The organism is Desertibacillus haloalkaliphilus (assembly GCF_019039105.1).
Classification (GTDB): domain Bacteria; phylum Bacillota; class Bacilli; order Bacillales; family KJ1-10-99; genus Desertibacillus; species Desertibacillus haloalkaliphilus.
Genome location: NZ_JAHPIV010000008.1, coordinates 63961 through 89680, shown reverse-complemented (window position 1 = coordinate 89680; position 25720 = coordinate 63961). Strand labels below are relative to the sequence as shown.

At 41.0% G+C, this 25720-nt stretch carries 28 protein-coding genes; 27 read left to right on the top strand and 1 reads right to left on the bottom strand.

Annotated elements, in window-relative coordinates:
- Nucleotides 1-18 precede the first annotated feature (18 nt).
- The 6 genes from fapR to rnc all read left to right on the top strand — a co-directional run bounded on the left by fapR (nucleotide 19) and on the right by rnc (nucleotide 4628).
- Nucleotides 19-624 (top strand): transcription factor FapR, encoded by a 606-nt coding sequence (gene fapR / locus KH400_RS10560; RefSeq protein WP_217224492.1) that lies wholly within the window; start codon nucleotides 19-21, stop codon nucleotides 622-624.
- On the top strand, nucleotides 608-1597 hold the full coding sequence (gene plsX, locus KH400_RS10555) for a phosphate acyltransferase PlsX (protein ID WP_217224491.1): 990 nt from the start codon (nucleotides 608-610) through the stop codon (nucleotides 1595-1597). The genes fapR and plsX overlap by 17 nt, the downstream gene beginning before the upstream one ends.
- Nucleotides 1598-1644: 47 nt before the next feature.
- Entirely contained in the window at nucleotides 1645-2589 is a 945-nt protein-coding gene (gene fabD / locus KH400_RS10550) for an ACP S-malonyltransferase (protein WP_217224490.1), read from the top strand.
- The gene (fabG, locus tag KH400_RS10545; protein WP_217224489.1) at nucleotides 2590-3330 is read left to right on the top strand and encodes a 3-oxoacyl-[acyl-carrier-protein] reductase; all 741 of its coding nucleotides are present in this window, start codon (nucleotides 2590-2592) and stop codon (nucleotides 3328-3330) included.
- A gap of 110 nt (nucleotides 3331-3440) precedes the next feature.
- On the top strand, nucleotides 3441-3674 hold the full coding sequence (gene acpP, locus KH400_RS10540) for an acyl carrier protein (protein WP_217224487.1): 234 nt from the start codon (nucleotides 3441-3443) through the stop codon (nucleotides 3672-3674).
- A 168-nt stretch (nucleotides 3675-3842) separates the two neighbouring features.
- A complete protein-coding gene (rnc, locus tag KH400_RS10535) occupies nucleotides 3843-4628 on the top strand; it encodes a ribonuclease III (RefSeq protein WP_217224486.1) in 786 nt (261 codons plus the stop codon).
- A 78-nt stretch (nucleotides 4629-4706) separates the two neighbouring features.
- Here rnc and KH400_RS10530 read toward each other — a convergent pair whose 3' ends face one another.
- The gene (locus tag KH400_RS10530; RefSeq protein WP_217224485.1) at nucleotides 4707-4928 is read right to left on the bottom strand and encodes a DUF1128 domain-containing protein; all 222 of its coding nucleotides are present in this window, start codon (nucleotides 4926-4928) and stop codon (nucleotides 4707-4709) included.
- 166 nt (nucleotides 4929-5094) lie between these two features.
- Between KH400_RS10530 and smc the strand changes: the two genes are divergently transcribed.
- The 21 genes from smc to topA all read left to right on the top strand — a co-directional run bounded on the left by smc (nucleotide 5095) and on the right by topA (nucleotide 25089).
- Entirely contained in the window at nucleotides 5095-8661 is a 3567-nt protein-coding gene (gene smc, locus KH400_RS10525) for a chromosome segregation protein SMC (RefSeq protein WP_217224484.1), read from the top strand.
- Between the two features lie 56 nt (nucleotides 8662-8717).
- Complete coding sequence (gene ftsY, locus KH400_RS10520) at nucleotides 8718-9749, top strand: signal recognition particle-docking protein FtsY (protein ID WP_217224483.1); 1032 nt, start codon at nucleotides 8718-8720, stop codon at nucleotides 9747-9749.
- A 132-nt stretch (nucleotides 9750-9881) separates the two neighbouring features.
- On the top strand, nucleotides 9882-10214 hold the full coding sequence (locus KH400_RS10515; RefSeq protein ID WP_217224481.1) for a putative DNA-binding protein: 333 nt from the start codon (nucleotides 9882-9884) through the stop codon (nucleotides 10212-10214).
- A 12-nt stretch (nucleotides 10215-10226) separates the two neighbouring features.
- Entirely contained in the window at nucleotides 10227-11576 is a 1350-nt protein-coding gene (ffh, locus tag KH400_RS10510; protein WP_217224479.1) for a signal recognition particle protein, read from the top strand.
- Nucleotides 11577-11658: 82 nt separating this feature from the next.
- Nucleotides 11659-11931: a 30S ribosomal protein S16 gene (gene rpsP / locus KH400_RS10505; protein ID WP_217224478.1), complete on the top strand. Its 273-nt coding sequence runs from the start codon at nucleotides 11659-11661 to the stop codon at nucleotides 11929-11931.
- A gap of 33 nt (nucleotides 11932-11964) precedes the next feature.
- On the top strand, nucleotides 11965-12192 hold the full coding sequence (locus KH400_RS10500; RefSeq protein WP_217224477.1) for a KH domain-containing protein: 228 nt from the start codon (nucleotides 11965-11967) through the stop codon (nucleotides 12190-12192).
- A gap of 102 nt (nucleotides 12193-12294) precedes the next feature.
- On the top strand, nucleotides 12295-12720 hold the full coding sequence (locus KH400_RS10495; RefSeq protein WP_217224476.1) for a YlqD family protein: 426 nt from the start codon (nucleotides 12295-12297) through the stop codon (nucleotides 12718-12720).
- Nucleotides 12704-13222: a ribosome maturation factor RimM gene (gene rimM, locus KH400_RS10490; protein ID WP_217224635.1), complete on the top strand. Its 519-nt coding sequence runs from the start codon at nucleotides 12704-12706 to the stop codon at nucleotides 13220-13222. Before KH400_RS10495 ends, rimM begins: the two co-directional genes overlap by 17 nt.
- A gap of 3 nt (nucleotides 13223-13225) precedes the next feature.
- Entirely contained in the window at nucleotides 13226-13969 is a 744-nt protein-coding gene (gene trmD / locus KH400_RS10485; RefSeq protein ID WP_217224475.1) for a tRNA (guanosine(37)-N1)-methyltransferase TrmD, read from the top strand.
- Nucleotides 13970-14150: 181 nt separating this feature from the next.
- A complete protein-coding gene (gene rplS / locus KH400_RS10480; RefSeq protein WP_217224474.1) occupies nucleotides 14151-14495 on the top strand; it encodes a 50S ribosomal protein L19 in 345 nt (114 codons plus the stop codon).
- Between the two features lie 127 nt (nucleotides 14496-14622).
- Nucleotides 14623-15177: a signal peptidase I gene (gene lepB / locus KH400_RS10475; protein WP_217224472.1), complete on the top strand. Its 555-nt coding sequence runs from the start codon at nucleotides 14623-14625 to the stop codon at nucleotides 15175-15177.
- 9 nt (nucleotides 15178-15186) lie between these two features.
- Nucleotides 15187-16041, top strand: a complete 855-nt coding sequence (gene ylqF / locus KH400_RS10470) for a ribosome biogenesis GTPase YlqF (protein WP_217224471.1) — start codon at nucleotides 15187-15189, stop codon at nucleotides 16039-16041.
- Between the two features lie 242 nt (nucleotides 16042-16283).
- The gene (rnhB, locus tag KH400_RS10465; protein ID WP_217224470.1) at nucleotides 16284-17057 is read left to right on the top strand and encodes a ribonuclease HII; all 774 of its coding nucleotides are present in this window, start codon (nucleotides 16284-16286) and stop codon (nucleotides 17055-17057) included.
- Between the two features lie 28 nt (nucleotides 17058-17085).
- A complete protein-coding gene (locus tag KH400_RS10460; RefSeq protein WP_217224469.1) occupies nucleotides 17086-18855 on the top strand; it encodes a hypothetical protein in 1770 nt (589 codons plus the stop codon).
- Nucleotides 18852-19148 carry an EscU/YscU/HrcU family type III secretion system export apparatus switch protein gene (locus tag KH400_RS10455; protein WP_217224468.1) on the top strand — a complete coding sequence of 99 codons (297 nt, stop codon included), beginning with the start codon at nucleotides 18852-18854 and terminating at the stop codon, nucleotides 19146-19148. Before KH400_RS10460 ends, KH400_RS10455 begins: the two co-directional genes overlap by 4 nt.
- 55 nt (nucleotides 19149-19203) lie before the next feature.
- The gene (locus tag KH400_RS10450) at nucleotides 19204-19386 is read left to right on the top strand and encodes an alpha/beta-type small acid-soluble spore protein (RefSeq protein WP_217224467.1); all 183 of its coding nucleotides are present in this window, start codon (nucleotides 19204-19206) and stop codon (nucleotides 19384-19386) included.
- Between the two features lie 3 nt (nucleotides 19387-19389).
- A complete protein-coding gene (locus tag KH400_RS10445; protein ID WP_217224466.1) occupies nucleotides 19390-19671 on the top strand; it encodes a DUF3905 domain-containing protein in 282 nt (93 codons plus the stop codon).
- A 208-nt stretch (nucleotides 19672-19879) separates the two neighbouring features.
- Complete coding sequence (gene sucC / locus KH400_RS10440) at nucleotides 19880-21040, top strand: ADP-forming succinate--CoA ligase subunit beta (protein WP_217224465.1); 1161 nt, start codon at nucleotides 19880-19882, stop codon at nucleotides 21038-21040.
- Nucleotides 21041-21059: 19 nt separating this feature from the next.
- The gene (gene sucD, locus KH400_RS10435) at nucleotides 21060-21965 is read left to right on the top strand and encodes a succinate--CoA ligase subunit alpha (RefSeq protein WP_217224463.1); all 906 of its coding nucleotides are present in this window, start codon (nucleotides 21060-21062) and stop codon (nucleotides 21963-21965) included.
- Between the two features lie 58 nt (nucleotides 21966-22023).
- Nucleotides 22024-22905, top strand: coding sequence for a DNA-processing protein DprA (gene dprA / locus KH400_RS10430; protein ID WP_217224462.1), 882 nt, complete (start codon nucleotides 22024-22026; stop codon nucleotides 22903-22905).
- 111 nt (nucleotides 22906-23016) lie between these two features.
- Nucleotides 23017-25089 (top strand): type I DNA topoisomerase, encoded by a 2073-nt coding sequence (gene topA, locus KH400_RS10425; protein ID WP_217224461.1) that lies wholly within the window; start codon nucleotides 23017-23019, stop codon nucleotides 25087-25089.
- Nucleotides 25090-25720: the final 631 nt, after the last annotated feature.

Genomic DNA, 25720 nt, shown 5'->3' with positions numbered 1-25720 from the left:
TGGATGGTGGCTATATCGATGAAACGATCGAAAAAGGAACGTCAGCAGTTATTGAAAGAAAAGATCCAGCAAAACCCATTTATTACTGATGAAGCACTTGCTAATTATTTTTCTTGTAGTGTTCAAACGATACGATTGGATCGCTTGCAACTATCGATCCCTGAATTAAGGGAACGGATCAAAGATGTTGCCAAGCAGCAGTTAGATGAAGTAAAAGCATTGCCACTTGATGAAGTCATTGGTGAGATCATCGATTTGCAATTAGATAAAAGCGCGATCTCCATATTAGAGATAAAGCCTGAGCATGTGTTTTCGCGAACGGGAATTGCAAGAGGGCATCATTTATTTGCACAAGCAAATTCTCTTGCGGTTGCAATTATTAATGATGAGCTGGCCTTAACCGCAAAAGCAACGATTCGGTTCACACGTCAAGTGAAAGCGGGGGAACGTGTCGTTGCTAAGGCAAAGGTCACGATGCTTGAAAAGGAACGAACGGTTGTGGATGTCGAAAGCTTTGTTGAACAAGAAGCCGTTTTTTCTGGACAATTTATGATGTACCGCTCTGTAAATAGGCCGGAGCGAGACAGAGATAAAGGGGGGTTACAAGATGAAGATAGCAATTGATGTGATGGGTGGAGACAATGCCCCTAAAGCACAAGTGGATGGAGCGATGGCTGCCGTTAAAGCTTATCCGGATTTAGAAGTTACACTCGTCGGTAATGAAGCAAACATAAAACAACATCTTACTTCAAACGAACGGATAACGATTTTACATACTGAGGAAAAGATTGAAGACACTGATTCACCAACGATGGCCGTCCGACGGAAGAAGCAGTCGTCAATGGTATTATCTGTCCGAGAGGTCAAAGAGGGACGAGCTGATGCATGTATTTCATCAGGGAATACCGGGGCCTTAATGACAGCAGGACTATTACTAGTCGGACGAATTGAAGGGATTGATCGTCCAGCATTATCTCCAATGCTTCCGACTGTTGGTGGTGAAGGTTTTCTACTCCTAGATGTTGGGGCAAATATGGATGCTAAACCAGAGCATTTGGTTCAGTACGGTGTCATGGGAAGCATCTATGCTGATATGGTTAGAGGTGTAAAACAACCAAGGGTCGGATTACTAAATGTTGGAACAGAAGATAGTAAAGGAAATGAGTTAACGAAGGAAACGTATGCCAAGCTTAAGGAAGCACCGATTCACTTTGTCGGTAATGTTGAGGCAAGAGACTTACTAACGGGAGTCGCAGATGTTGTCGTTTGTGATGGCTTTAATGGCAACCTCGTTTTAAAAACAATCGAAGGAACAGCAGGAACTTTATTTTCTTTGTTGAAAAAAGAATTAACGAGTTCGTTTGTCAATAAACTTGCAGCTGGGATGCTTAAATCCAGCTTCAAAAATATTAAAAGTCAAATGAGCTATTCTGAATACGGTGGTGCGGGTTTGTTTGGTTTAAAGGCGCCAGTGATTAAAGCGCATGGCTCATCAGATGACGTTGCTGTATTAAATGCGATACGCCAAGCTAGAGAGATGGTCGAGCAGCAAGTGGTAACGACGATAAAGAGTGAAGTGAAAAAAATACAAGCATAGCATCGCACTTAAAAGGTGTGATGCAAGATTAAAAAAGGAGATGAACCATGGGGAAGGTAGCTTTTTTATTTCCAGGACAAGGCTCACAATATGTTGGTATGGGCCAAGCATTAGCAGCTGAAAAAGAAGAAGTAAACAATGTGTTTAAACGTGCCGACGAACGGTTAGGATTTTCATTATCAGATGTTATTTTTAATGGGCCTGAAGACACATTAAAATTAACCGAAAATACACAACCAGCTCTACTGACGATGAGCGTTGCTGTTTTAAAAGCACTCGAAGACTATGAGATTACACCTGACTATGTGGCTGGCCATAGCTTAGGTGAATACAGTGCGCTTGTCTCGGCAGGGGCATTATCGTTTGAAGATGCGGTTTATGCTGTTAGACAACGTGGGCTATTTATGGAAGAGGCTGTTCCGGCTGGTGTTGGTGCGATGGCAGCGATTCTGGGCATGGAACGAGAACCGCTCGAGGCGATCACAAATGAGGTAACTGAATCAGGGGATTCTGTCCAGCTTGCCAATTTGAATTGCCCGGGCCAAATTGTCATCTCTGGTACAGCTGAAGGGGTCAAGCAGGCATCTGATCAGGCAAAAGAGGCAGGAGCAAAACGTGTGATTCCACTTCAAGTTAGTGGTCCGTTTCACTCTGCATTAATGAAGCCTGCTGCTGAGAAGTTGTCAGATGTTCTGACAAACGTAACGATTGAGGATGCCAAGGTGCCAGTAGTGGCTAATGTTGATGCAAAAGAAGTGACAGATGCAGGTCTTATTCGTGAAAAGTTGATTGAACAAGTGTATTCACCGGTTCTATGGGAAGATACTGTTCGTCGTTTAATGGACCTTGGTGTTGATACATTTATCGAGGTCGGATCTGGTAATGTCTTGAGTGGTCTTGTACGAAAAGTCCAACGACGCGCAACAGTATTTGCTGTCAGTGATCGGGAAAGCTTAACAAAAATGATCGAGAAGCTAAAAGGAGAGATGTAGATGTTATCAGGTAAGGCAGCCCTAGTGACAGGAGCATCCCGTGGAATTGGGCGTGCGATTGCGCTTGAATTGGCTAAAAACGGAGCGAATGTTGCGATCAACTATGCGGGCAGTCAAGAACGAGCGGAAGCCGTTGTTGAAGAAGTAAAGCAATTAGGAGTTGAGGCTTTTGCTATTCAAGCTGATGTTGCTGATGCGAATGCGACACAACAAATGGTGAAGGAAGTCATTTCTGCATTTGGTTCGTTAGATATTTTAGTAAACAATGCTGGAATTACTCGTGATAATTTGATCATGCGTATGAAAGAGGAAGATTGGGATTCAGTCATTGATACAAACTTAAAAGGTGTTTTTAACTGCTCAAAAGCGGTTACTAGACAGATGATGAAACAACGCTCAGGGCGTATTGTTAATGTTGCCTCTGTCGTTGGTGTCTTAGGGAACGCTGGTCAAGCGAATTATGTGGCAGCAAAGGCAGGGGTCATTGGATTGACGAAAACGATGGCTCGTGAGTTGGCGAATCGTAATATTACGGTCAATGCAGTAGCCCCTGGGTTTATTGAAACAGATATGACTGATGAACTAAATGAAGATGTAAAAGCTGAAATGCTTAAGCAAATTCCGCTTGCAAAGCTCGGCCAACCTGAAGAAGTAGCCTCTGTCATTCGGTTTTTAGTATCTGAAGATAGTCGTTATATGACAGGACAAACCCTTCATGTCGATGGTGGTATGGTGATGTAGGATAGATGAATCTTGGATACACTAAAGGTTCATCAAAATAAGCTAGTTTTTTTGCGTGAAATCCCCTATAATGTTTTGAGGGTGAATTCTTGAGAGGAGGTGAATCGAAAATGGCTGATACTTTAGCTCGTGTGTCAAAGATTATTGTCGATCGTCTAGGTGTTGATGAAGCAGAGGTGAAACCTGAAGCTTCTTTTAAAGACGACTTAGGTGCAGATTCATTAGATGTTGTTGAGCTTGTTATGGAATTAGAAGATGAGTTCGACTTAGAAATTTCTGATGAAGAAGCGGAAAAGATCTCTACTGTTTCGGATGTAGTAGACTACATAAACAATCAACAGTAGTTTCACTTCAAGTCCCATATCGATGGATGTGGGACTTGATTTACATGATGATTTGGTTTTCTTTTGGTATAATAATAGGAGGATGACACGTTCTCGTTTAGTTGTATACGTTCATGGATATGAAAATTAATTTAAACTGAACTGTGTTCAATAGTTTTGGAGGTCCCAATGCCACACTCTTCAAGAAATAATCGAAAACGAGTATTAACTAGTGAGAGAAGAAGACACGTGCGTAAAGTAACGTTAAGTACAAACCAAAAGCAAAGATTTGAGCAAATGTTATCACGTATTGGGCTATCCTTTCATAAGGAAAAGTTATTAATTCAGGCTTTTACTCATTCATCCTATGTGAATGAGCATCGTATCCGTCCGTTTCATGATAATGAACGGCTCGAGTTTTTGGGGGATGCTGTTTTGGAATTAGCGGTTTCACAGTATTTATATAAGAAATTTGAAACGATGAGCGAAGGGGATATGACAAAACTTCGAGCAGCTATCGTTTGTGAGGCATCGCTAGCCAATTTAGCCAATGAACTGTCGTTTGGTAAACTTGTTTTACTTGGGAAAGGAGAAGAAATGACGGGAGGCAGAGAACGCCCTGCTTTACTTGCAGATGTGTTCGAGTCGTTTATCGGTGCCTTGTATCTAGACCAAGGGCTAGATGCTGTTTACAAGTTTTTAAATCAGACGGTTTATCCCAAAATAAATGAGGGTGCTTTTTCTCATATGATGGATTTTAAAAGTCAATTGCAAGAGTTCGTCCAACGAGATAACATGGGACAAGTTCATTATGAGATTGTACAAGAACGCGGTCCTGCTCACAGTCGAGAGTTTGTGTCAGAAGTGATGCTAAATGATCGAAGCTTAGGGAAAGGGTCAGGACGATCGAAGAAAGAGGCTGAACAGCACGCAGCCCAGCAAGCTTTAATTCGCATTAGCGAGGGAAAAAGTTAGGATCCAAAAAAAATGATTCCCGCTCATACATGTGTATGTTGGGAATCATTTTTTGCACTGTTTGCCGTATGGAATGAACTACTTACGGAGGCGGCCTAATTCAGAGACGATCGCATCCATTTCACTGACACTAAATGATGACTTGCTCATTACCATTTCATAGATGTCTTTTAAGTCTTCGTATGCGTCAGTGTCAAAGCTCTCTGCTTTCATCGCACCTGCGTTAACGACCTGTAATTTTTTTATGATTTCATTAATCATATATTCAATATTTTCCCGGCTCTGTTCAGTTAAATTCATCGAAACATCCTTTCTTTGTACAAAGCTTAAGTCGTACTACTCTTATTGTACCATGATTTACTTTCGATGAAAGAGCGAATCGGGGGTTTGCTACATATTTACCTCGCGTCAGAATTGTTTTGTGATAAAATAGATAAGTTGTTATTAAGATTTAGGGGGAAAAATCATGTTCCTCAAACGTTTAGAAATTGTAGGGTTTAAATCTTTTGCAGAGCGTGTGTCGGTCGACTTTGTTCGTGGAGTTACAGCTGTTGTTGGACCGAACGGAAGCGGGAAGAGTAATATTTCTGATGGGATCCGCTGGGTGCTTGGAGAGCAATCAGCCAAATCACTGCGTGGTTCTAAAATGGAAGATATTATCTTTGCTGGTAGTGACTCTCGAAAGCCAGTGAATTTCGCGGAGATTTCGCTCGTATTAGATAATGAGGATCAACACTTAGCGATTGATTATAGCGAAGTCAGTGTGACACGACGTATCTATCGCTCTGGTGATAGTGAATATTTAATTAATAAACAGACGTGCCGTTTAAAGGATATTGTTGATTTATTTATGGATTCAGGCCTTGGTCGGGAAGCGTATTCAATTATTGGTCAAGGAAAAGTTGAAGAGATATTAAGCAGTAAGGCTGAGGAACGACGCGTAATTTTTGAAGAAGCCGCAGGTGTGTTGAAGTATAAAACACGTAAAACAAAGGCGGAGCGAAAGTTAGCGGAAACACAAGAAAACTTATACCGAGTAGAAGATATTTTACATGAACTTGAAGGGCAAATTGAGCCACTTCAGATCCAGGCATCAGTCGCCCGAGATTATCTTGAGAAAAAAGCAGAATTGAAAGAAATTGAAGTGGCTTTAATGGTGCATGAAATCACAGAGCTACATCAAACATGGGAGCAAAAACGACAATCACTTGAGGATTTAGAAGATAAAAAAATCAAGCTATCCTCGCAAATAACAGCTGAGGAAGCGAAAGTTGAAAGTAAACGGACAGACATTGAAGCGCTAGATAAACAAGTTAGTCAGCTTCAAGAACAGCTGCTTTCTGCGAGTGAGGCGCTCGAAAAAACAGAGGGAAAAAAAGAGGTTTTGAAGGAAAGGAAAAAGAACTTTCATCAAAACCGTGACGCTCTAATTGAAAATATTAAGGAGCTAAGAGAGAAGCGCACAGATTTGAAGTCTCTACTTGATAGAGAAGAAGCGACATTAGCGGATGAAAAAGAGAAGCTTGCTTTGACAAAGCAAGAGCTTGGTGAAAAGGAATCAGAATTAACGATTGCAGGGCAAGACCTTGAGGCGGAATTAGACCGTTTAAAGTCTGATTACATTGAAGTTGTTAATGAACAAGCCTCGCTCCGTAATGAAATTCGTTATTTACAAGATCAATTAACACAACAAAAACAAAAAAATGAGCGCTTAGACGATGATAATGAAAGTTTGTTAGCACTTAGGAAATCAGTCCATGAAAAAAAAGCCAAACTAGAACAGCGGTTATCCGATCACCAACGTGTAGTTGATGAACAAGTGACGGCGTTTCGCCACCTCAAAATAGAGCTTGAAAAAAAGCAGACTGCATGGCAAAAGAAAGAAAAGCAATTATATGAAGCGTACCAGTACATCCAGCAAGTTCGCTCACGAAAAGATGTATTAGAAGAGATGCAAGCAGACTTTTCTGGCTTCTTTCAAGGAGTAAAAGAAATTTTAAAAGCTAGAGGAGATAAGCTTTCAGGGATTGAAGGCGCGATCGCTGAATTAGTCAAGACTCCAAAACAGTATGAAACTGCACTGGAAATTGCTCTCGGTGGGGCGACGCAGCACATTGTGGTCACGGCTGAGGAAGATGGAAGGCGTGCGATTCAATTTCTAAAGAAAAACCGTTTTGGACGCGCTACTTTTTTACCGTTAACAGCGATTAAAGCGAGGTCAATTGGTAGAGAACAACTCAGTCTCATTCAGGACCATCCTGCTTTTGTTGGGGTTGCTGCTGAACTTATTTCATATGATGACCGCTATGCTCAAGTGATAAAAAACTTACTCGGGCATGTTGTGATTGCTACAGATTTACAAGGAGCGAATGCCCTTGCTCGAGAGTTACGTTATCGCTACCGGATTGTTACCTTAGAAGGTGACGTCGTTAACCCTGGTGGGTCGATGACGGGGGGGAGTATTAAACAGAAGAGCAATGCTTTATTAGGAAGGCAACGTGAGTTAGAAACATTAACAGCCAAGCTTACTGATATGGAAGAAAAAACATCAACGCTTGAACAACAAGTGAAAAGGGAAAAAGAAGAGATAAAAGCGAGTGAACAGACACTCGAAGACATGAGGCAACGAGGTGAAGAGGCAAGGAATCAAGAGCAACAAACAAAATCGGATCTTCGTGAAGTTGAGGTTGAAGTAAGAAATGTAAACGAACGACTGAGTCTATATGATCGTAATAAAGAGAATGATCAAGCTGAGCAAGACCGCATGACTATGCGACTAGAGCAACTTCAAGGCGAGTTAGAGCGGGTGAATGATCTTGCTGGGCAACTAGAAAAAGATGTTGATGACCTTACGGAAAAGAAGAAGCGCCAACAAACATCAAAGGAAGAGTTACAAGCGGCAGTCACCGAAATCAAGGTTGAATACGCAAAAATTGAAGAACGTTTTGCCAACCAAAATCAGACAGTGCTAAGATTAACAAAAGAGTATAAAGATACGGTTGAGCTTTTACAAGAGAATGAGGAAGAGTTCAGTCTACTCGAACAAGAAATGACTTCAAATGCTTCAGGTGAAGAGTCGCTTGATGATCTGATCAATGAAAGTCGTAAACGTAAAAATGAAACAGTTGAAACGATTGCAGGCAAACGACAACAGCGCTTGTATTTACAAAATGAAGTAGACGACCATGACCGTGAGTTAAAAGAGCTGTCGAAGCAGTTAAAAGTGATTGAACATGAGATTCGTGAGCAGGAAGTGAGCGTCAATCGTCTCGATGTCGAGCTAGAAAACCGTTTCTCCCACCTTCGGGAAGAATACGAACTTAGTTATGAAGCAGCTAAACAGCAATATCCATTAACAGTTGATGCCAAAGAGGCGCGAATGAAAGTGAAGTTAATTAAGCTTGCAATTGAAGAACTTGGAACGGTAAATCTAGGAGCGATTGATGAATATGATCGCATTTATGAGCGGTATGAATTTTTAACCGAGCAGCAAGCAGATTTGCAAGAGGCCAAGGAAACACTCTATCGCGTCATTGCAGAGATGGATGAAGAGATGACAAAGCGATTTGAAGAAACGTTTGTGCAAATTCGTGCTCAGTTTCAAGTGGTATTTAAGGAGCTGTTTGGTGGCGGTGAGGCGGATCTCGTATTAACGAACCCCGAGACAATGCTCAATACAGGGGTCGATATTGTCGCACGTCCACCAGGAAAGAAGTTGCAGCATCTTGCGCTATTATCAGGGGGCGAGCGAGCGCTGACGGCGATTGCCTTGTTATTTGCCATTTTAAAAGTAAGGCCAGTTCCATTTTGTGTTCTAGATGAAGTTGAAGCAGCGTTAGATGAAGCGAATGTCGTCCGATTTGCAAACTACTTAAAAGAGTTTAGTAAAGAGACACAATTTATCGTAATTACTCATCGCAAAGGGACGATGGAAGAGGCAGATGTACTTTATGGGGTTACGATGCAGGAATCTGGTGTTTCAAGGCTTGTTTCGGTCCGCCTTGAAGACACCGAAGAGTTAGTCGAGGGATAACAGCGCCTGGATGAGCGTGCGGCCTGTAATAATCGCAAAAATTAGGAGGTAAAAAGATGAGCTTTTTCAAAAAATTAAAAGATAAAATTACAAACCAGACAGAAACAGTGACGGAGAAGTTTAAAACAGGACTAGAGAAAACACGCGACTCTTTTGTAGGGAAGATGAATGAGCTCGTTAGCCGTTACCGTACGGTTGATGAAGAATTTTTTGAAGAACTTGAAGAGTTGTTAATTAGTGCTGATGTTGGAGTGACTACGGTCATGGATTTAATTGATGAGCTGAAGTCAGAAGCAAAAGTCAGAAATATCAAAGACTCACAAGATATCCAACCGTTGATCTCTGAGAAGCTAGCAGAATTATTGCAAAAAGAAGATGATGATAACAGGTTAAATATACAGACAGATGAGATGACGGTGATTTTATTTGTTGGCGTTAATGGCGTTGGGAAAACGACGACGATCGGAAAAATGGCTCACAAGTTTAAGTCGGAAGGCAAGTCTGTTGTCCTAGCGGCTGGTGATACTTTCCGTGCCGGTGCGATTGAACAGCTTGAGGTTTGGGGTGACCGTGTTGGCGTCGATGTCATTAAACAACAAGCCGGCTCAGACCCAGCTGCGGTTATGTATGATGCAGTTCAAGCTGCCAAATCACGTGGGGCAGATGTCCTCCTTTGTGATACAGCTGGACGATTACAAAATAAAGTGAATTTAATGAAAGAGTTAGAAAAGGTCAAGCGCGTGATTGAACGTGAGGTTCCTGGTGCCCCACATGAAGTATTACTTGTGCTCGATGCAACAACAGGACAAAATGCGATGTCACAGGCGAAAACATTTGGTGAAGCAACAGATGTTTCAGGAATTGTGCTAACAAAATTAGACGGAACAGCTAAGGGTGGAATTGTGCTGGCGATTCGTCATGAGTTAGACATACCAGTCAAATTGGTAGGACTTGGTGAGAAAATGGATGACCTTCAAGAATTTGACGCTGAGCAATTTGTATTTGGATTGTTTAAAGAAATATTGGAAGCTGCGGAAGAAGAAGAAGAAGAAGAAGAAGAAGAAGAAGAAGAGGAGAAGGAAAAATAAGTTCGAGTTGAATGAGACACACCCTCTCATTTAGGAAGAATCGTTATGTTAAGAAAAAAACTTGACACTTTGTTTTGTTTCGTGTAGTATGTTTATTCGTAAAGGGAATTCACTTAACAAGGAGTTGGTTTTGTGTTAGATAAAACATTGCGAATGAATTATCTATTTGATTTTTATCAACCACTCCTCACATCCAAGCAACGTAAATATATGTCGCTCTATTATTTAGATGATTATTCCCTTGGAGAAATTGCCGACCAATATGAGGTTAGCCGTCAAGCTGTTTATGATAATATTAAGCGAACTGAAGCGATGCTTGAAGAGTATGAACACAAGCTTTCCTTATTTAAAAAGTTTGAGGACCGTTCGCGGCTTATTTCAACGTTAAAAACAGCTATACGTGATCAAAAAGCGACTCCTGAAGAGATGTTTGAGCTTATAGATTCTCTTGAGAAATTAGAGTAGGAGGCGACGACTATGGCATTTGAAGGTTTAGCGGAGCGATTGCAAAATACATTAACGAAGATTCGCGGAAAAGGGAAAGTAACAGAAGCTGATGTAAAAGAGATGATGCGCGAGGTTCGCCTTGCCTTGTTAGAGGCTGACGTTAACTTTAAGGTTGTTAAACAGTTTGTTTCTGCTGTTAAAGAACGAGCCGTAGGACAAGAAGTACTAAAAAGTTTAACACCAGGCCAACAAGTCATTAAAGTCGTTAACGAAGAGTTAACGGAATTAATGGGTGGCGAACAAAGTAAGGTTGCTGTTGCCAACAAGCCTCCGACCGTACTTATGATGGTGGGGTTGCAAGGGGCTGGGAAGACAACGACAACAGCCAAGCTTGCCAATCATCTTCGTAAAAGCCAAAACCGCAATCCGATGTTAGTGGCAGCAGATATTTATCGCCCTGCTGCGATCAATCAGTTAGAAACATTAGGGAAACAATTGAATATGCCTGTCTTCTCGCTTGGTAACCAAGTGAGCCCAGTCGAAATCGCAAAGCAAGCGATTGAAAAGGCAAAGGAAGATCATCATGATTACGTCATTATTGATACAGCAGGTCGTCTCCATATTGATGAAGAATTAATGGATGAGTTACAGCAAGTGAAAGATATTGCGAATCCTGATGAAACGCTTCTTGTCGTTGATGCGATGACAGGTCAAGATGCTGTCAATGTTGCAGAAAGCTTCCATGAGCAGCTCGACATTACAGGTGTTGTGTTGACCAAGCTTGATGGGGATACACGTGGTGGTGCGGCTTTATCTGTCAAAGCTGTGACAAACACACCAATTAAGTTTGCCGGTATGGGGGAGAAGATCGACCAACTCGAACCGTTCCATCCTGAGCGGATGGCATCGAGGATCTTGGGAATGGGTGATGTTCTTACCTTAATTGAGAAAGCACAAACCAATGTCGATGAAGAAAAAGCTCGTGAGCTTGAGAAGAAAATGCGTACGATGGACCTGACGTTTGATGATTTTCTAGAACAGTTAGATCAAGTTCGCAATATGGGTCCGCTCGATGAAATTTTAGGAATGATGCCTGGCATGAACAAAATGAAAGGCATGAAAAATCTTCAGCTTGATGACAAGCAAATTAGTCGGGTAGAGGCGATTGTGCGCTCAATGACAAAGGCTGAGAAAACAGACCCTAGTATCATCAATGCAAGTCGTAGACGACGAATTGCAAAAGGAAGCGGTACATCGATTCAAGATGTCAACCGATTGCTGAAGCAATTTGAGGATATGAAAAAGATGATGAAGCAAATGACGAACATGGGCAAAGGTAAGAAAAAAGGCAAAGGTGGTTTCAAGCTACCATTTATGTAGGTTTCAAATTTTACTAGTTGATTACTAGTAGAAATTATTATATTATAAATAATTGTGTAATTAAATTTGGAGGTGTCAACGAATGGCAGTAAAAATTCGTTTAAAGCGTATGGGTTCTAAGAAAGCCCCATTCTATCGTTTAGTAGTAGCAGACTCTCGCTCTCCGCGTGATGGTCGTTTCATTGAGGAGATTGGAACATATAATCCACTATCTCAACCAGCTCAAGTGAAAATTGAAGAAGAGAAAGCATTACAATGGATGTTAGACGGTGCAAAACCATCTGATACAGTTCGTAACCTTTTCTCTGAAGCTGGTCTAATGGAAAAGCTACACAACGCAAAAAATCAAAAGTAAGTCGTAAAGACTACGTGATTAAGGGGACAGACTATGAAAGAGTTAATTGAGTGTATTGCAAAGGCTCTTGTCGATCATCCCGAAGCTGTTCATGTGACTGAAACTGTCGATGAACAAATGATAACAGTTGCGCTTTCTGTCGATGCCGAAGATAAAGGTAAAGTGATTGGAAAGCAAGGGCGTATTGTTAAGGCCATTCGTTCTGTTGCTTATGCGGCAGCAACGAATCAAAACAAACGCGTTCGAATTGATATTGTTTAATCTTGAAATGAAAGGGTGAGGGATAGCCTCTCCCTTTTTTTCGTTGTATAAATCGTTTATAGTAGTAATAAGGTTGTCTAAAAAGTGGTTTGGGGGTAGACAATGAATGTGATCAAACCTGTAGTTATTAAACAAATCTTAACTGAAACACGAAAGCAACGACTGCTTGATCAGCTGGCCGAAGAGTACAAGCAAGCGGAGAGGGAGATTGAGCAATTAACATTTCAATTACATAAAAAGCTTAAAAATGATACAACTAGCATCCATAAACAGCGAGAAGTAAAGGAAAGCTTTCAATATGAAATTCACAAACGAAAAGAGAAGTTAAAAGCGATTGAATTTAAAAGAGAACAACTGAACAGATTACAAATAGGAATAGAAATAAACGATGGATCGATCGACTCCATGATTGAAGTTAACGTTGGTGATCGTTGGGATGACGTTGTATCAGGTCAAGAGATTATCATAAAAGACGGAATTGTCCATGAAATTCGTAAAGGAAGGTCTAATGATGACAAAATGGTTTAAAGTAGGAAAAATCGTAAACACTCATGGTGTAAGAGGAGAAGTTCGTGTCATTGCCACAACAGATTTTGAAGAGGAGCGTTTTGCAATTGGAGCAACCTTGTATTTAGAGCAACAAAATACAGATGAACGCATTCCGCTCGTCGTTGCATCTCATCGCAAGCATAAAAATTTCGATCTAGTAACGTTTGAAGGCTATCACAATATCAATGAAGTAGAATCATTCAAAGGTGCCTTATTAAAAGTATCTGAAGAGCAATTAGGTGAGTTAGACGAAGACGAGTTCTATTATCATGAAATCATTGGAAGTGCTGTAGTCGACGAAAAAGGAGAAACGATTGGGAAGGTCAAAGAAATATTATCTCCTGGTGCGAATGATGTTTGGGTGGTGCAACGCAAGAATCGTGGGAAAGATCTTTTGGTTCCATACATCTCTGATGTCGTGAAGGATGTTAACGTTGCTGAAAAGATCATTACGATTCATTTGATGGAAGGGTTAGAGTAAAAGATGAAAATTGACATTCTTTCGTTATTTCCAGAAATGTTTTCCGGTGTTTTTGGTCATTCAATTTTAAAACAAGCTCAGGAAAAGGGTGCAGTTTCTTACAATGTCATCGATTTTCGAGAGTTTTCGTCGAATAAACATAAAAAGGTTGATGACTATCCGTATGGCGGCGGTGCAGGCATGGTTTTAAGCCCGCAACCGCTTTTTGATGCGGTTGAACACTTAACAGCCGAAAAAAACACGAAGCCACGCGTGATCTTACTTTGCCCTCAAGGGGAGCGTTACACACAAGCAAAAGCTGAAGAGTTTGCTAGGGAAGATCACTTAATTATGCTTTGTGGTCACTATGAAGGCTATGATGAAAGGATTCGCGAACAGTTAATTACTGACGAAATCTCGATTGGTGATTATGTATTAACCGGTGGAGAATTAGGAGCGATGGTGATCACTGATAGCGTAACACGTCTACTACCTAGTGTCTTAGGTAATGATGAGTCGGCGGTAACGGACTCGTTTAGTACTGGATTGTTAGAGCACCCACATTATACGCGTCCAGCTGAATTTCGAGGTTTGAAAGTTCCAGATGTACTATTGTCTGGTCATCACAAAAATATTAATGAGTGGAGACACAAACAAGCGTTGCGAAGAACGTTCCAAAGAAGACCGGACTTACTTGAGGAGCGCTCGTTAACAGGTCAGGAAAAACAATGGTTAAAAGAGTTTGAAAGTGATCGTGAGAGAGAGTAAGGTAGTTAATTAAAGGTCATCACTAAAAAAACTTATGAAGTAGTGAAGGTTATTTAAAAACCATCCTTGTACTTCATTTGTCGTTATGTTATTATATTCTTTGTGGTCTTGGCCATCTATTACGATGTTCCGCTGTAGATGAACTGCAAGAGCATCTGTACGGAAGGAGGGGAATTATACGATGAACAACATTATCCGTGAAATTACTAAGGATCAATTAAAAGCTGACCTTCCATCATTTCGTCCGGGGGATACTGTACGTATCCACGTGAAAGTTGTTGAGGGGACTCGTGAGCGTATCCAGGTATTCGAAGGCGTTGTAATTAAGCGTCGTGGATCTGGTGTCAGTGAAACGTTTACAGCTAGAAAGATTTCTTACGGTGTAGGTGTTGAACGTACATTCCCATTACATTCACCGAAAATCGATAAGATTGAAGTGAAGCGTCGCGGTAAAGTACGTCGTGCTAAACTATACTACTTACGTGCGCTTCGTGGTAAAGCGGCTCGTATTAAAGAGATCCGATAATACTGAAAAAGAAAGGAGCTTGTGTAGCAAGCTCCTTTTTTTAGACTACATATGGTAAAATAATGTAGGCTATGGGATTAGTATAGCCTCTAGTTGATTGTTAAATTCTATGGTTGGAGGAGTCGTGATGGCTAAAGGAAAAAGTGAATGGTTTGAGTGGACAAAAGCGTTAGTCGTTGCGCTTTTATTAGCAGTTGTCATACGTTATTTTTTATTTGCGCCGATTATTGTTGAAGGTCAATCAATGATGCCGACGCTCCAAGATCAAGACCGATTAATTGTAAATAAAATTGGTTATCGTATCTCAGACCCTAGTCGGTTTGATGTTGTTGTCTTTCATGCAACAGCAGACAAGGATTATATCAAAAGGGTCATCGGTTTACCAGGTGATTCAATTGCCTATGAAGATGATATTCTTTATATTAACGGAGAGCCTGTCGAAGAGCCATATCTTGATGCATTAAAGGCTGATCTCGATGGTGAGGGGTTATTAACGCAAAATTTTACGTTAGAAGAAGTGACTGGTGAAGAGGTTGTTCCAGAAGGACATGTGTTCGTTCTTGGGGATAATCGACGTCACAGTAAGGATAGCCGCAACATTGGAACGATTCCGTATGATGAGGTTGTCGGCAAAGCAAATCTCGTTTTCTGGCCCATGTCAGAAATACGTATAGCAAGGTAGGTGTTGGTTGTGACTATTCAATGGTTTCCAGGACATATGGCAAAAGCCCGTCGAGAAGTGACGGAAAAATTAAAAATGATTGATGTCGTCATCGAGTTGTTAGATGCGCGAGTACCGCTTTCCTCTCGCAACCCGATGATTGATGAGATCGTCTCCCATAAACCACGACTAGTGCTATTAAATAAAGCGGATTTAGCGGATCCAAAAATAACGGATGAATGGTCCGCGTATTTTGAAGATCAGGGGAGTAAAGTGTTAGCGATTGATTCACAAACAGGTAAGGGTGCCAGGGAAATTCCTGGTGCAGCAAAAGAGTTAGCAAAACCGCTTTTAGATAAGTTAAAATCGAAGGGGATGAAACCTAGAGCGATTCGAGCCTTGATATTAGGAATTCCGAACGTCGGAAAGTCGACATTAATCAACCGTTTAGCTGTTAAAAAAATTGCAAAAACGGGCGACCGACCAGGTGTGACAAAACAACAACAATGGATCAAAGTTGGCAAAGAAATGGAGCTATTAGATACGCCTGGAATTTTATGGCCGAAGTTTGAAGATCAGACGACAGGCTTTCGATTAGCTGCCACAGGAGCGATTAAGGATGAGCTTTTAGACTTTCAAGAAATTGCACTCTTTGCCCTGCGCTATTTAAAGGTTCATTATCCTGAGCGCATCAAGGAACGCTATAAGCTTGAGGAGATTCCTGAAGATGCCTTGCAACTATACGATGATATCGGAAAAAAACGAGGGTGTCTTCTGAGTGGTGGTTATATTGATTATGATAAAGCAGCTGAGATTATTCTTCGTGAACTACGAGCGGGTAAGTTAGGGCGACTATCATTAGAGCGTCCAAGTGATTATGAGTAAAAAGGGCACGCGAACATGGTTCGTGTGTTTTTTTTGTTGGTAAAGGGGCGGAGTGCGCCAGCAATGAGGAGAAATCATAGAAGAAAGCTTACTCGCACCGCCTTAGATTGGAGTATGAGGGTAGTACACTGGAGTAGGAGAAGTTGTTTAAAGGTGTTATTTTTAAGCTTAATCATTCATAATTAAGAAGGTTATGCCGATATAATAGATAAATGAGGAGAAGGAGTTAGTGGGGAGAAACAATGAAAACATACGCAATCAAAGAGATTAAAGAAATCCTATTTGAAGAAAAGCAGCATAAACGTACCCAAGAGTTGGTCGAGCAACTCGCGCAAGACGAACGTAAAGGGGTGCAAAAACTGTTACAAAAGTATCATCGTGAGCAGGAAAAACAGCAACAATTACGAACACAATTTGAAGAGATGAGTACATACGAATTTGCACTTCGCAAGCAGGGTACTGTCTATATCGCTGGTATTGATGAGGTAGGGCGTGGACCGCTTGCTGGTCCTGTAGTGGCGGCTGCTGTAATATTACCAAAAGATTTTTATTTATTAGGGTTAACGGATTCTAAAAAGTTATCCAAGTTAATTCGTGAACAGTTTTACGAACAAATTGTCGATAAGGCTATTGCTACAGGAATCGGTGTAGTTTCTGCAAAAGAGATTGATGAGATTAACATCTATCAAGCAACAAAAAAGGCCATGAATGACGCTGTACAGCAGTTAGCCGTTTGTCCTGAGCATTTGCTAATCGATGCGATGGATCTATCTACGCCGCTTCCGCAAACTTCACTTGTAAAAGGTGATCAAAAAAGTATATCGATTGCAGCGAGTTCAGTCATTGCGAAGGTAACACGTGATCGCTATATGGAAAAGCTAGCAAGAACATACCCTGCCTATCATTTTGAGAAACATATGGGCTATGGTACGAAAGAACATTTAGATGCGATTGAACAATTTGGCGTAACACCTGAACATCGATTATCGTTCCGGCCGTTGAAAGACGATGCCTGAAATTGATGTTGTAAATAGGGGGGGCACTATGATTACAGTCGATTCTTTATATGGAAGAAACGTACAATCATCACAAGCGAAATCTATACAGTTAAAGCCGGGACAAGTGTTCCAAGGGCAGATTCAAAAGTTCTTCCCACATCAATTAGCTGCTCTTCGAATCGGTCAGTTATCATTAACAGCTAAACTGCAAGTAGCGTTAACGGCTGGGAAAACGTATTGGTTTCAAGTGGAATCGGATGAGGGGATTCCACGTCTACAAGTGCTTGATGATAATACAGTCCGGGGACAAGCGTCCACTTCTCAGAATTCTGCTTTACATGTATTACAACAATTTGGTTTAGCTGCGACGAAAACGAATGAATTACTCGTGCGCCAATTAGCGGCAGAACAAGTACCCTTTACGAAAGAAGATATTAGTCAGGGGGCTGCGTTGCTTAGACAAGCGAGTGCAGGAGACAAACATGGTATCGAGGTGTTAAAGTCGCTTTTGCAGCGAAATTTGCCGTTAACGCTCGAAACCTTTCAGGCGATGCGTGCGGTCCAATATGGAGAGCCTCTTGCGGAGCAGTTGTCTTCTCTTATGAAGGAAGCAACGAGCCATTCACAGAGTGGACAAACGAGTATCTTTCTAGAGGCGTTGCGCAAACACTTTCAACAGACGGTTGTACCGCAGGGTGGACAGAACATGGGGCATTTGCTAGCCATGTTTGCACAGCATCAAGATCCGATTGCTCATGAGGGGGCGCATCAGCTATTGAAGCGTGTTGGGTTGATCGATCCTAACTCTACGAAAGAGCAGGTCTATGAGCAGTTTAAACAAGCAGTCATTCATCCGAATAACCGCAACGTCGTTGAACAATTATGGCCTTTCTTAGCTAACCAGCACACCGGTAACTTAAATCTTGGCTCAATAGAGGCGAAGACCTTATTTGAGTTGCTAATTCCAAGAGTAAGCCAGTCGGAGACGGCTGTAGGTCAGGAGCGCTTACAGCAGTTACTATCTTTGTTGAATCCCAAGGCGCAACCCAGTCTAATGACCGAGCGGCTTAGATCACTCTTTGGACAGTATCAACAGTTACAGGCATCTGAAAAGCAGGTGATGGTAAACATGCTTCAGATGTCTGTGCCCAATGAGTCAGTTGCGGAAGAAGGAAGATCGCAAATCGCCTTACAATTAGCACGGTTGGTTAGCAGTTTAGGTATACAATATGAAAATGAGCTATTGCAGCTATTTCAAGGTCAGCAAAAAGGGGGCAATGAACAACCACCAGTTCCAAACCATCTTAAGCAGCTACTTCTTCAAGCACAGCAAATGGATCTTCCGCAATCCATTAAAGATCGTGCAGAGGCGATTTTACAGCGGATGACTGGGCAACAGCTGTTAGCCGTTGATCAAATGGGGCCGCTTCATCAGATTGCTTTGCAGCTCCCGTTACGACTTGGAGAATTTCAGACGAACATGACGGTTCAATGGGAGGGGCGTAAACGGGAGGATGGAAAGATTGATCCGGAGCATTGTCGGATTTTGTTTTATTTGGAACTCGAACAATTACAGGAAACGATTGTTGATATGCAAATTCAAAACAAGGTTGTAACGCTACAAATTTTTAATGAGCAACCAAGACCTTCGTTTCTTTTTGAAAGCATGCAACCGTTGTTAAAAGAAAAATTAAAAGAAAGCCAGTTTGAACTTTCTTCGTTAACGTGGAAGGAAATTAAAGAATCCCCAGTACAAGGCAAGCGACATAATCCATATCAAAGGGTTGATTATCAGGGGGTGGATATACGGGTATGAAAAAAGATGGTAAGAAAACAACAGCGGTGGCCATCGGGTATGACGAGACGATTCAGGACGCTCCTAAAGTTATAGCTAAAGGACATAATGAGGTTGCAAAAGAAATTCTCAGGTTGGCAAATGAACATCAGATTCCGGTTCAAGAGGATCCCTCATTGGTCCAACTATTAAGTCAGTTAGAGTTGAACCAGTCGATACCACCAGAGCTATATGAAATTGTCGCTGAAGTATTTGCTTTTATTTATCGGATCGACAGAAATATTGAATCATCCGCTAACGATAGGAAACGATGATTTGGGTATACTATTTGTGAACCAACCGAAAACAATAACAAGGAGTGGTTCTATAATGGTTATGAAAAACTTACTACTTGTTCCAGGGACAGAAGATTTTCTTAACACGTACAAGGAAGAAATTGCGCATGAATTTGGTATGTATCGGTCGGTCCAAGAAATGGATGCAAGTAGTAGAGATATGACAAAGCAACTTCTTATGCAAACAGAAGACGAGAAAGAAGGTAAGGACAGCTAAGCGATGAAAAAAAAGAGAGATTTTGACCCCAACCCGGAGACGCCACTCGATCATTGGGACGAAAACATAGACCCAGCACTTATGTCAGGAGACTTTTGGGTTGAAATGGAAAATGCCCCCTTAGAACAAATCGGTTGGTTCAAGAGTGGTGAGTGTGACGTGGTTAAAGAAAAGGTGACGCCGCCAAAAAGTTTGTTTATGCACCCTTCTATTAATGTCAGTTATGGAAATGATTCCTGGACAGGGACAAGACCAATAAAAAAGTCTACACGTAAGGAGAAGTGAGTGTGTACTTACTTCTCTTTTTATCGTTGGAAGCTTATTCACTGTTGAGATCTCAGTAACTTTAATAAAAAATCGACAAAAATTAAAAAATTTATAAAAAAATAAAATAAAAAAAGGGATTTGTTGAAACATAGCGAATAGTTTATAAAGACATGCATGTTCTCATGCATGAGAAATTGTATGGAATTGATAGGAGGATGGAGAGAGAATGAATATCCATGAGTATCAAGGAAAAGAACTCCTTCGTAAGTATGGGGTTGCTGTTCCAAACGGTAAAGTTGCTTTTTCTGTTGATGAGGCAGTAGAAGCGGCGAAAGAATTAGGTTCAGATGTAAGCGTTGTAAAGGCACAAATTCACGCTGGTGGACGTGGGAAAGCTGGCGGTGTAAAGGTTGCAAAAAACCTTGATGAGGTACGTACATACGCTGATGAAATTCTCGGTAAGACGCTTGTAACTCACCAAACAGGTCCAGAAGGTAAAGAGGTAAAGCGCTTACTAATTGAAGAAGGCTGTGATATTCAAAAAGAATATTACATCGGTCTTGTTCTTGATCGTGCGACATCTCGTGTCGTCATGATGGCATCAGAAGAAGGCGGTACAGAAATTGAAGAAGTGGCAGAAGCGACTCCTGAAAAAATCTTCAAAGAAGTTATTGACCCTGCTGTAGGTCTTCAAGGCTTCCAAGCACGCCGTTTAGCATTTAATATCAACCTTCCAAAAGAATTGGTTGGTCAAGCGGTTAAATTTATGATGGGTCTATATAAAGTGTTTGCTGAAAAAGATTGCTCAATTGCTGAAATTAACCCACTTGTTACAACAGGTGATGGGAAAGTTATGGCTCTTGATGCGAAGTTAAATTTCGATTCAAATGCCTTATATCGCCAAAAAGATATTTTAGAATTCCGTGATCTTGATGAGGAAGATCCAAAGGAAATTGAAGCTTCTAAATTTGACTTAAGCTATATCTCACTTGATGGAAACATCGGTTGTATGGTTAATGGTGCAGGTCTTGCGATGTCAACGATGGACATCATTAAACATTATCATGGAGACCCGGCTAACTTCCTTGATGTAGGGGGCGGTGCGACAGCTGAAAAAGTTACAGAAGCGTTTAAAATTATCCTTTCAGATAAAAACGTAAAAGGTATCTTTGTTAACATTTTCGGTGGAATCATGAAATGTGATGTAATCGCTGAAGGTGTTGTTGCAGCAACGAAGGAAGTGGGATTAGAAATCCCTTTAGTTGTTCGACTTGAAGGAACAAATGTTGATTTAGGTAAGAAGATTTTAAATGAGTCTGGTTTAAATATTACTGCAGCTGATTCAATGGCTGACGGTGCAGAAAAAATCGTATCTCTAGTGAAATAGGAAAGGCGGGACGTGGAGAATGAGTATCCTGATTAATAAAGATACAAAAGTAATTGTTCAAGGGATTACAGGGGCAACAGGCCTCTTCCATACAAAGCAAGCAGTTGAATACGGAACACAAATCGTTGGAGGTGTAACGCCAGGAAAAGGCGGTACAGAGATCGAGGGTATTCCTGTATTTAATACTGTTGAAGATGCAGTGAAAGAAACGGGTGCAAACGCGACAGTCATTTATGTTCCACCAGCATTTGCAGCTGATGCGATTATGGAAGCAGTTGATGCAGAGTTAGATTTAGCGATTTGTATCACAGAAGGTATCCCAGTTATGGATATGGTTAATGTGAAACGTTACATGGAAGGTAAGAAAACAAGATTAGTGGGACCAAACTGCCCAGGTGTCATTACACCTGAAGAATGTAAAATTGGTATTATGCCAGGATACATTCATAAAAAAGGTCATGTAGGTGTAGTTTCACGTTCAGGTACATTGACGTATGAGGCTGTACATCAATTATCTACAGCAGGTATTGGTCAGTCTTCTGCAGTAGGTATTGGTGGTGACCCTGTAAATGGGACAGACTTTATTGATACATTGAACCTTTTCAATGAAGATGAAGATACGTATGCAGTAATTATGATTGGTGAAATTGGTGGAACGGCTGAGGAAGAAGCAGCGGAGTGGATTAAAGCAAATATGAAGAAACCAGTTGTTGGCTTTATTGGTGGTCAAACAGCACCTCCAGGAAAACGTATGGGCCATGCTGGTGCGATTATTTCTGGTGGTAAAGGTACTGCTGATGAAAAAATTAAAACACTTGAAAGCTGCGGCGTAAAAGTAGCTCCAACTCCATCAGACATGGGTGAAACACTCATTTCTGTTTTAAAGGAAAAAGGGCTATTAGAAAAGTGTACAACTCATAAATAGGTCAAAAAGCCCCCGAAATGGGGGCTTTTTCTCATGATGATCATAGGGGGTAGATGAGGTGGAAGGGGCAAAAGAAAGGCTAATACATATTCATAGTTGTCGCGGTGTTGGTTGGAAAACGATTCAACGGTTTGTTCGATTCGATTCTACACTACAATCGATCTATTCAATGGGCATAGCAGAGTTGATGAAAACATTTAAGATGAAAACAGAGAATGCTCAATACTTTTATGAAGATTTGCATTCCTATTCGATTCAATTTATGCTAAGTTTGTATGAACGCAAGAATATTATTCCAATTACAATTGTTGATGAGTCCTACCCAACCTTGTTAAAACAGATCTATGATCCACCATGGGTGTTATATAGTATGGGGGACCTTCAACTTCTCGAACATCAGCTGACAATAGCGGTTGTCGGAACTAGGCAGCCTTCTAGCAATGGGTTACATAGTATGAAAAAAATCCTAACCCCTCTGATCGGACAAGGTTGGACAATTATTAGTGGGCTTGCGATCGGCATTGACACATATGCGCATAAGCTCGCACTGGTTGGACAAGGGAGAACAATCGCGGTGTTAGGTTCAGGTTTTTTTCATATTTATCCGAAGCAGAATCAATCATTAGCTGCCCACCTATCACGTGAGCATTTGTTACTTTCCGAATACCCACCACACCAAAAACCACAACGTTGGCAGTTTCCGGTGCGAAATCGTATCATTAGTGGTCTCAGTTTAGGAACCTTGATTGTAGAAGCGAAAGAGAAGAGTGGATCACTAATTACAGCGGATCAAGCACTTGAACAAGGTCGTGAAGTCTTTGCTATGCCTGGTTCAGTATTAGAGGAACGATCGATGGGTACAAATCGTTTAATACAACAAGGGGCAAAATTGGTTATGACAGATACTGACATTGTCAACGAATTAATTCCAGAAAAATAGGCAAATATGCAAATAATAAGGTATTTTTCAGTTAATGTTTGACAAAAGCTTTAGGTCTGTTTAATAATAGGGAAGATTTTTAAATTATCTCTGAAGGGGGAGGAAACAAATATGGCAGATTATTTAGTAATCGTTGAATCTCCCGCTAAGGCAAAAACGATTGGTAAATATTTAGGTAAAAAATATATTGTAAAGGCATCAATGGGACATGTAAGGGATTTACCGAAAAGTCAAACGGGTGTCGATGTTGAAAATGAATATAACCCCAAATATATTACGATCCGTGGTAAAGGCCCCGTGTTAAAAGAATTAAAAGCAGCTGCAAAAAAGGTAAAGAAAATCTATCTGGCGGCTGACCCCGATCGTGAGGGGGAAGCGATTGCATGGCATTTAGCACATAGTTTAAATATTGAAGAAGATTCAAAGTGTCGCGTTGTTTTTAATGAAATTACGAAGGATGCAATAAAGGGTGCATTTAAACAACCACGTCAAATCAATATGGATTTAGTTGATGCGCAACAAGCACGTCGTATTCTAGATCGGCTAGTTGGTTACAATATTAGTCCTTTACTATGGAAAAAAGTAAAAAAAGGCCTTAGTGCAGGTCGGGTTCAATCCGTAGCGGTAAAAATGATTATCGAACGAGAGAAGGAAATTCAAACCTTTGTACCTGAAGAATATTGGAGCATTCAAGCAAAGCTTTCACTTGGAAAAGAAAGTTTTGAATCGAAATTTTACGGAGTAGATGGGAAGAAAGTTGAGTTAAAATCCGAACAAGAAGTAAATGAAGTGTTACAGCGGCTTAAGGGAGACACGCTTTTAGTCGAATCCGTAAAGAAACGAGAACGAAAGCGTAATCCGGTAGCGCCGTTTACAACATCATCTTTGCAACAAGAAGCGGCGAGAAAGTTAAACTTTCGTGCCAAAAAAACAATGATGGTCGCGCAACAATTATATGAAGGAATTGATTTAGGAAAAGAAGGTACTGTCGGGTTAATTACGTATATGCGTACCGATTCTACCCGAATCTCAGAAACCGCCCAAGAAGAAACGAAACAGTATATCGTTGATCAGTATGGCGAAGAGTATGCTCGGCAAGGAAAACGAGCCGTCAAAAAAGATAAGAAAGCACAAGATGCGCATGAGGCGATTCGGCCAACCTCTGTGTTAAAGGATCCTAAAGTGCTTAAAAATTATTTATCTCGTGATCAGTATCGCCTTTACAAACTCATTTGGGAGCGCCTCGTCGCTAGTGAAATGGCACCAGCAGTTATGGATACAATGACTGTTGACTTAACAAATGAAGGTGTGACGTTTCGGGCGACAGGTTCAAAAGTCAAATTCCAAGGGTTTATGAAAGTGTATGTGGAGGGCAATGATGATGGGAAAAAGGAAGAGGATCGCCTTTTACCAGACCTAGAAGAAGGAGCAAAAGTGAAGAAAGAGGAAATTACGCCCAATCAGCACTTTACCCAACCACCTCCGCGATACACTGAAGCAAGACTCGTAAAAACGATGGAAGAGTTAGGGATCGGACGGCCTTCGACATATGCGCCAACGCTTGATACGATTCAGCGTCGCGGATATGTCGCCTTAGAAGATAAACGTTTTGTTCCAACTGAGCTTGGAGAGATCGTCTCAGAGTTAATTGTTGAATTCTTCCCTGAAATTATGGACGTTGAATTTACTGCAAAAATGGAAAATGACCTTGACTATATTGAAGAGGGAAACCAAAACTGGATTGAAATTATCGATCAGTTTTATCAAGGGTTTGAAAAACGATTAAAAGTAGCCGAAGAGGAAATGAAAGAAGTTGAAATTAAAGACGAACCTGCTGGAGAAGATTGTGAAAAGTGCGGTCACGAAATGGTTTATAAAATGGGGCGATATGGTAAGTTTATGGCCTGCTCTAACTTTCCAGATTGCAGAAACACGAAGGCAATTGTGAAGCAAATTGGGGTAACATGTCCCGATTGTAAGGAAGGAAATATCGTCGAAAGAAAAAGTAAAAAGCGTCGGACATTTTATGGCTGTGACCGCTATCCTGAGTGTGAGTTTGTCTCTTGGGATAAACCAATCGCCCGGCCGTGTCCAAAATGTGAAAGCTTGCTGGTTGAGAAGAAAACAAAGAAAGGTGTCCATGTACAGTGTACATCGTGTGACTATAAGGAAGAGGCAAATTAGCTTCTTCCTAGTCGAGCGTTACATTTTACTTGAACAGTGAGACGTGATGGTTTATGATAATAGCGGCATCGATCTACTGAAGGCAAAAGGAATTTCCAATATTGCCGAAGACTATTCACGCTGATAAACAACCATACCTGAGGAACGAGTTCTGGTTTAGTTGATAATGAAGCCGTCATTTATATTTTCGGTGGGTTGCAGCAATGACCTTTGAAATGGATAGCATTGGTCGTGCGAAGGTTTTATTTGAAATTACGTTAAATTTATAATAAAGGTGATGCAGCTTACCTAATTTTCCGATAACAGAGGGGAAGTTCGGTCGGTTCTTTGATTGATACACTTATTGTGGCAAAGATCGTGTCTATAAAGGAAGTTATTTTGAAGGTTCTCACAACCGATGAGCGCCAATCTGGCGTTGGGCAACTGCACCAGGATAATTAATTAGGGACGTTTATTTGATTGGTTCCCATACTTACTTAAAAAGGGTGTTGCTGAAAAAATTATTCGTGGATATGGGGATTGAATGGTTTAACTTTACCTGAGACGACCATACTAGGAAGTATGACAAAAGGCATGACAACAGAAAGTCCAGACAATTTCCTACCAATGAATGCGGATGTTGACTGTTATC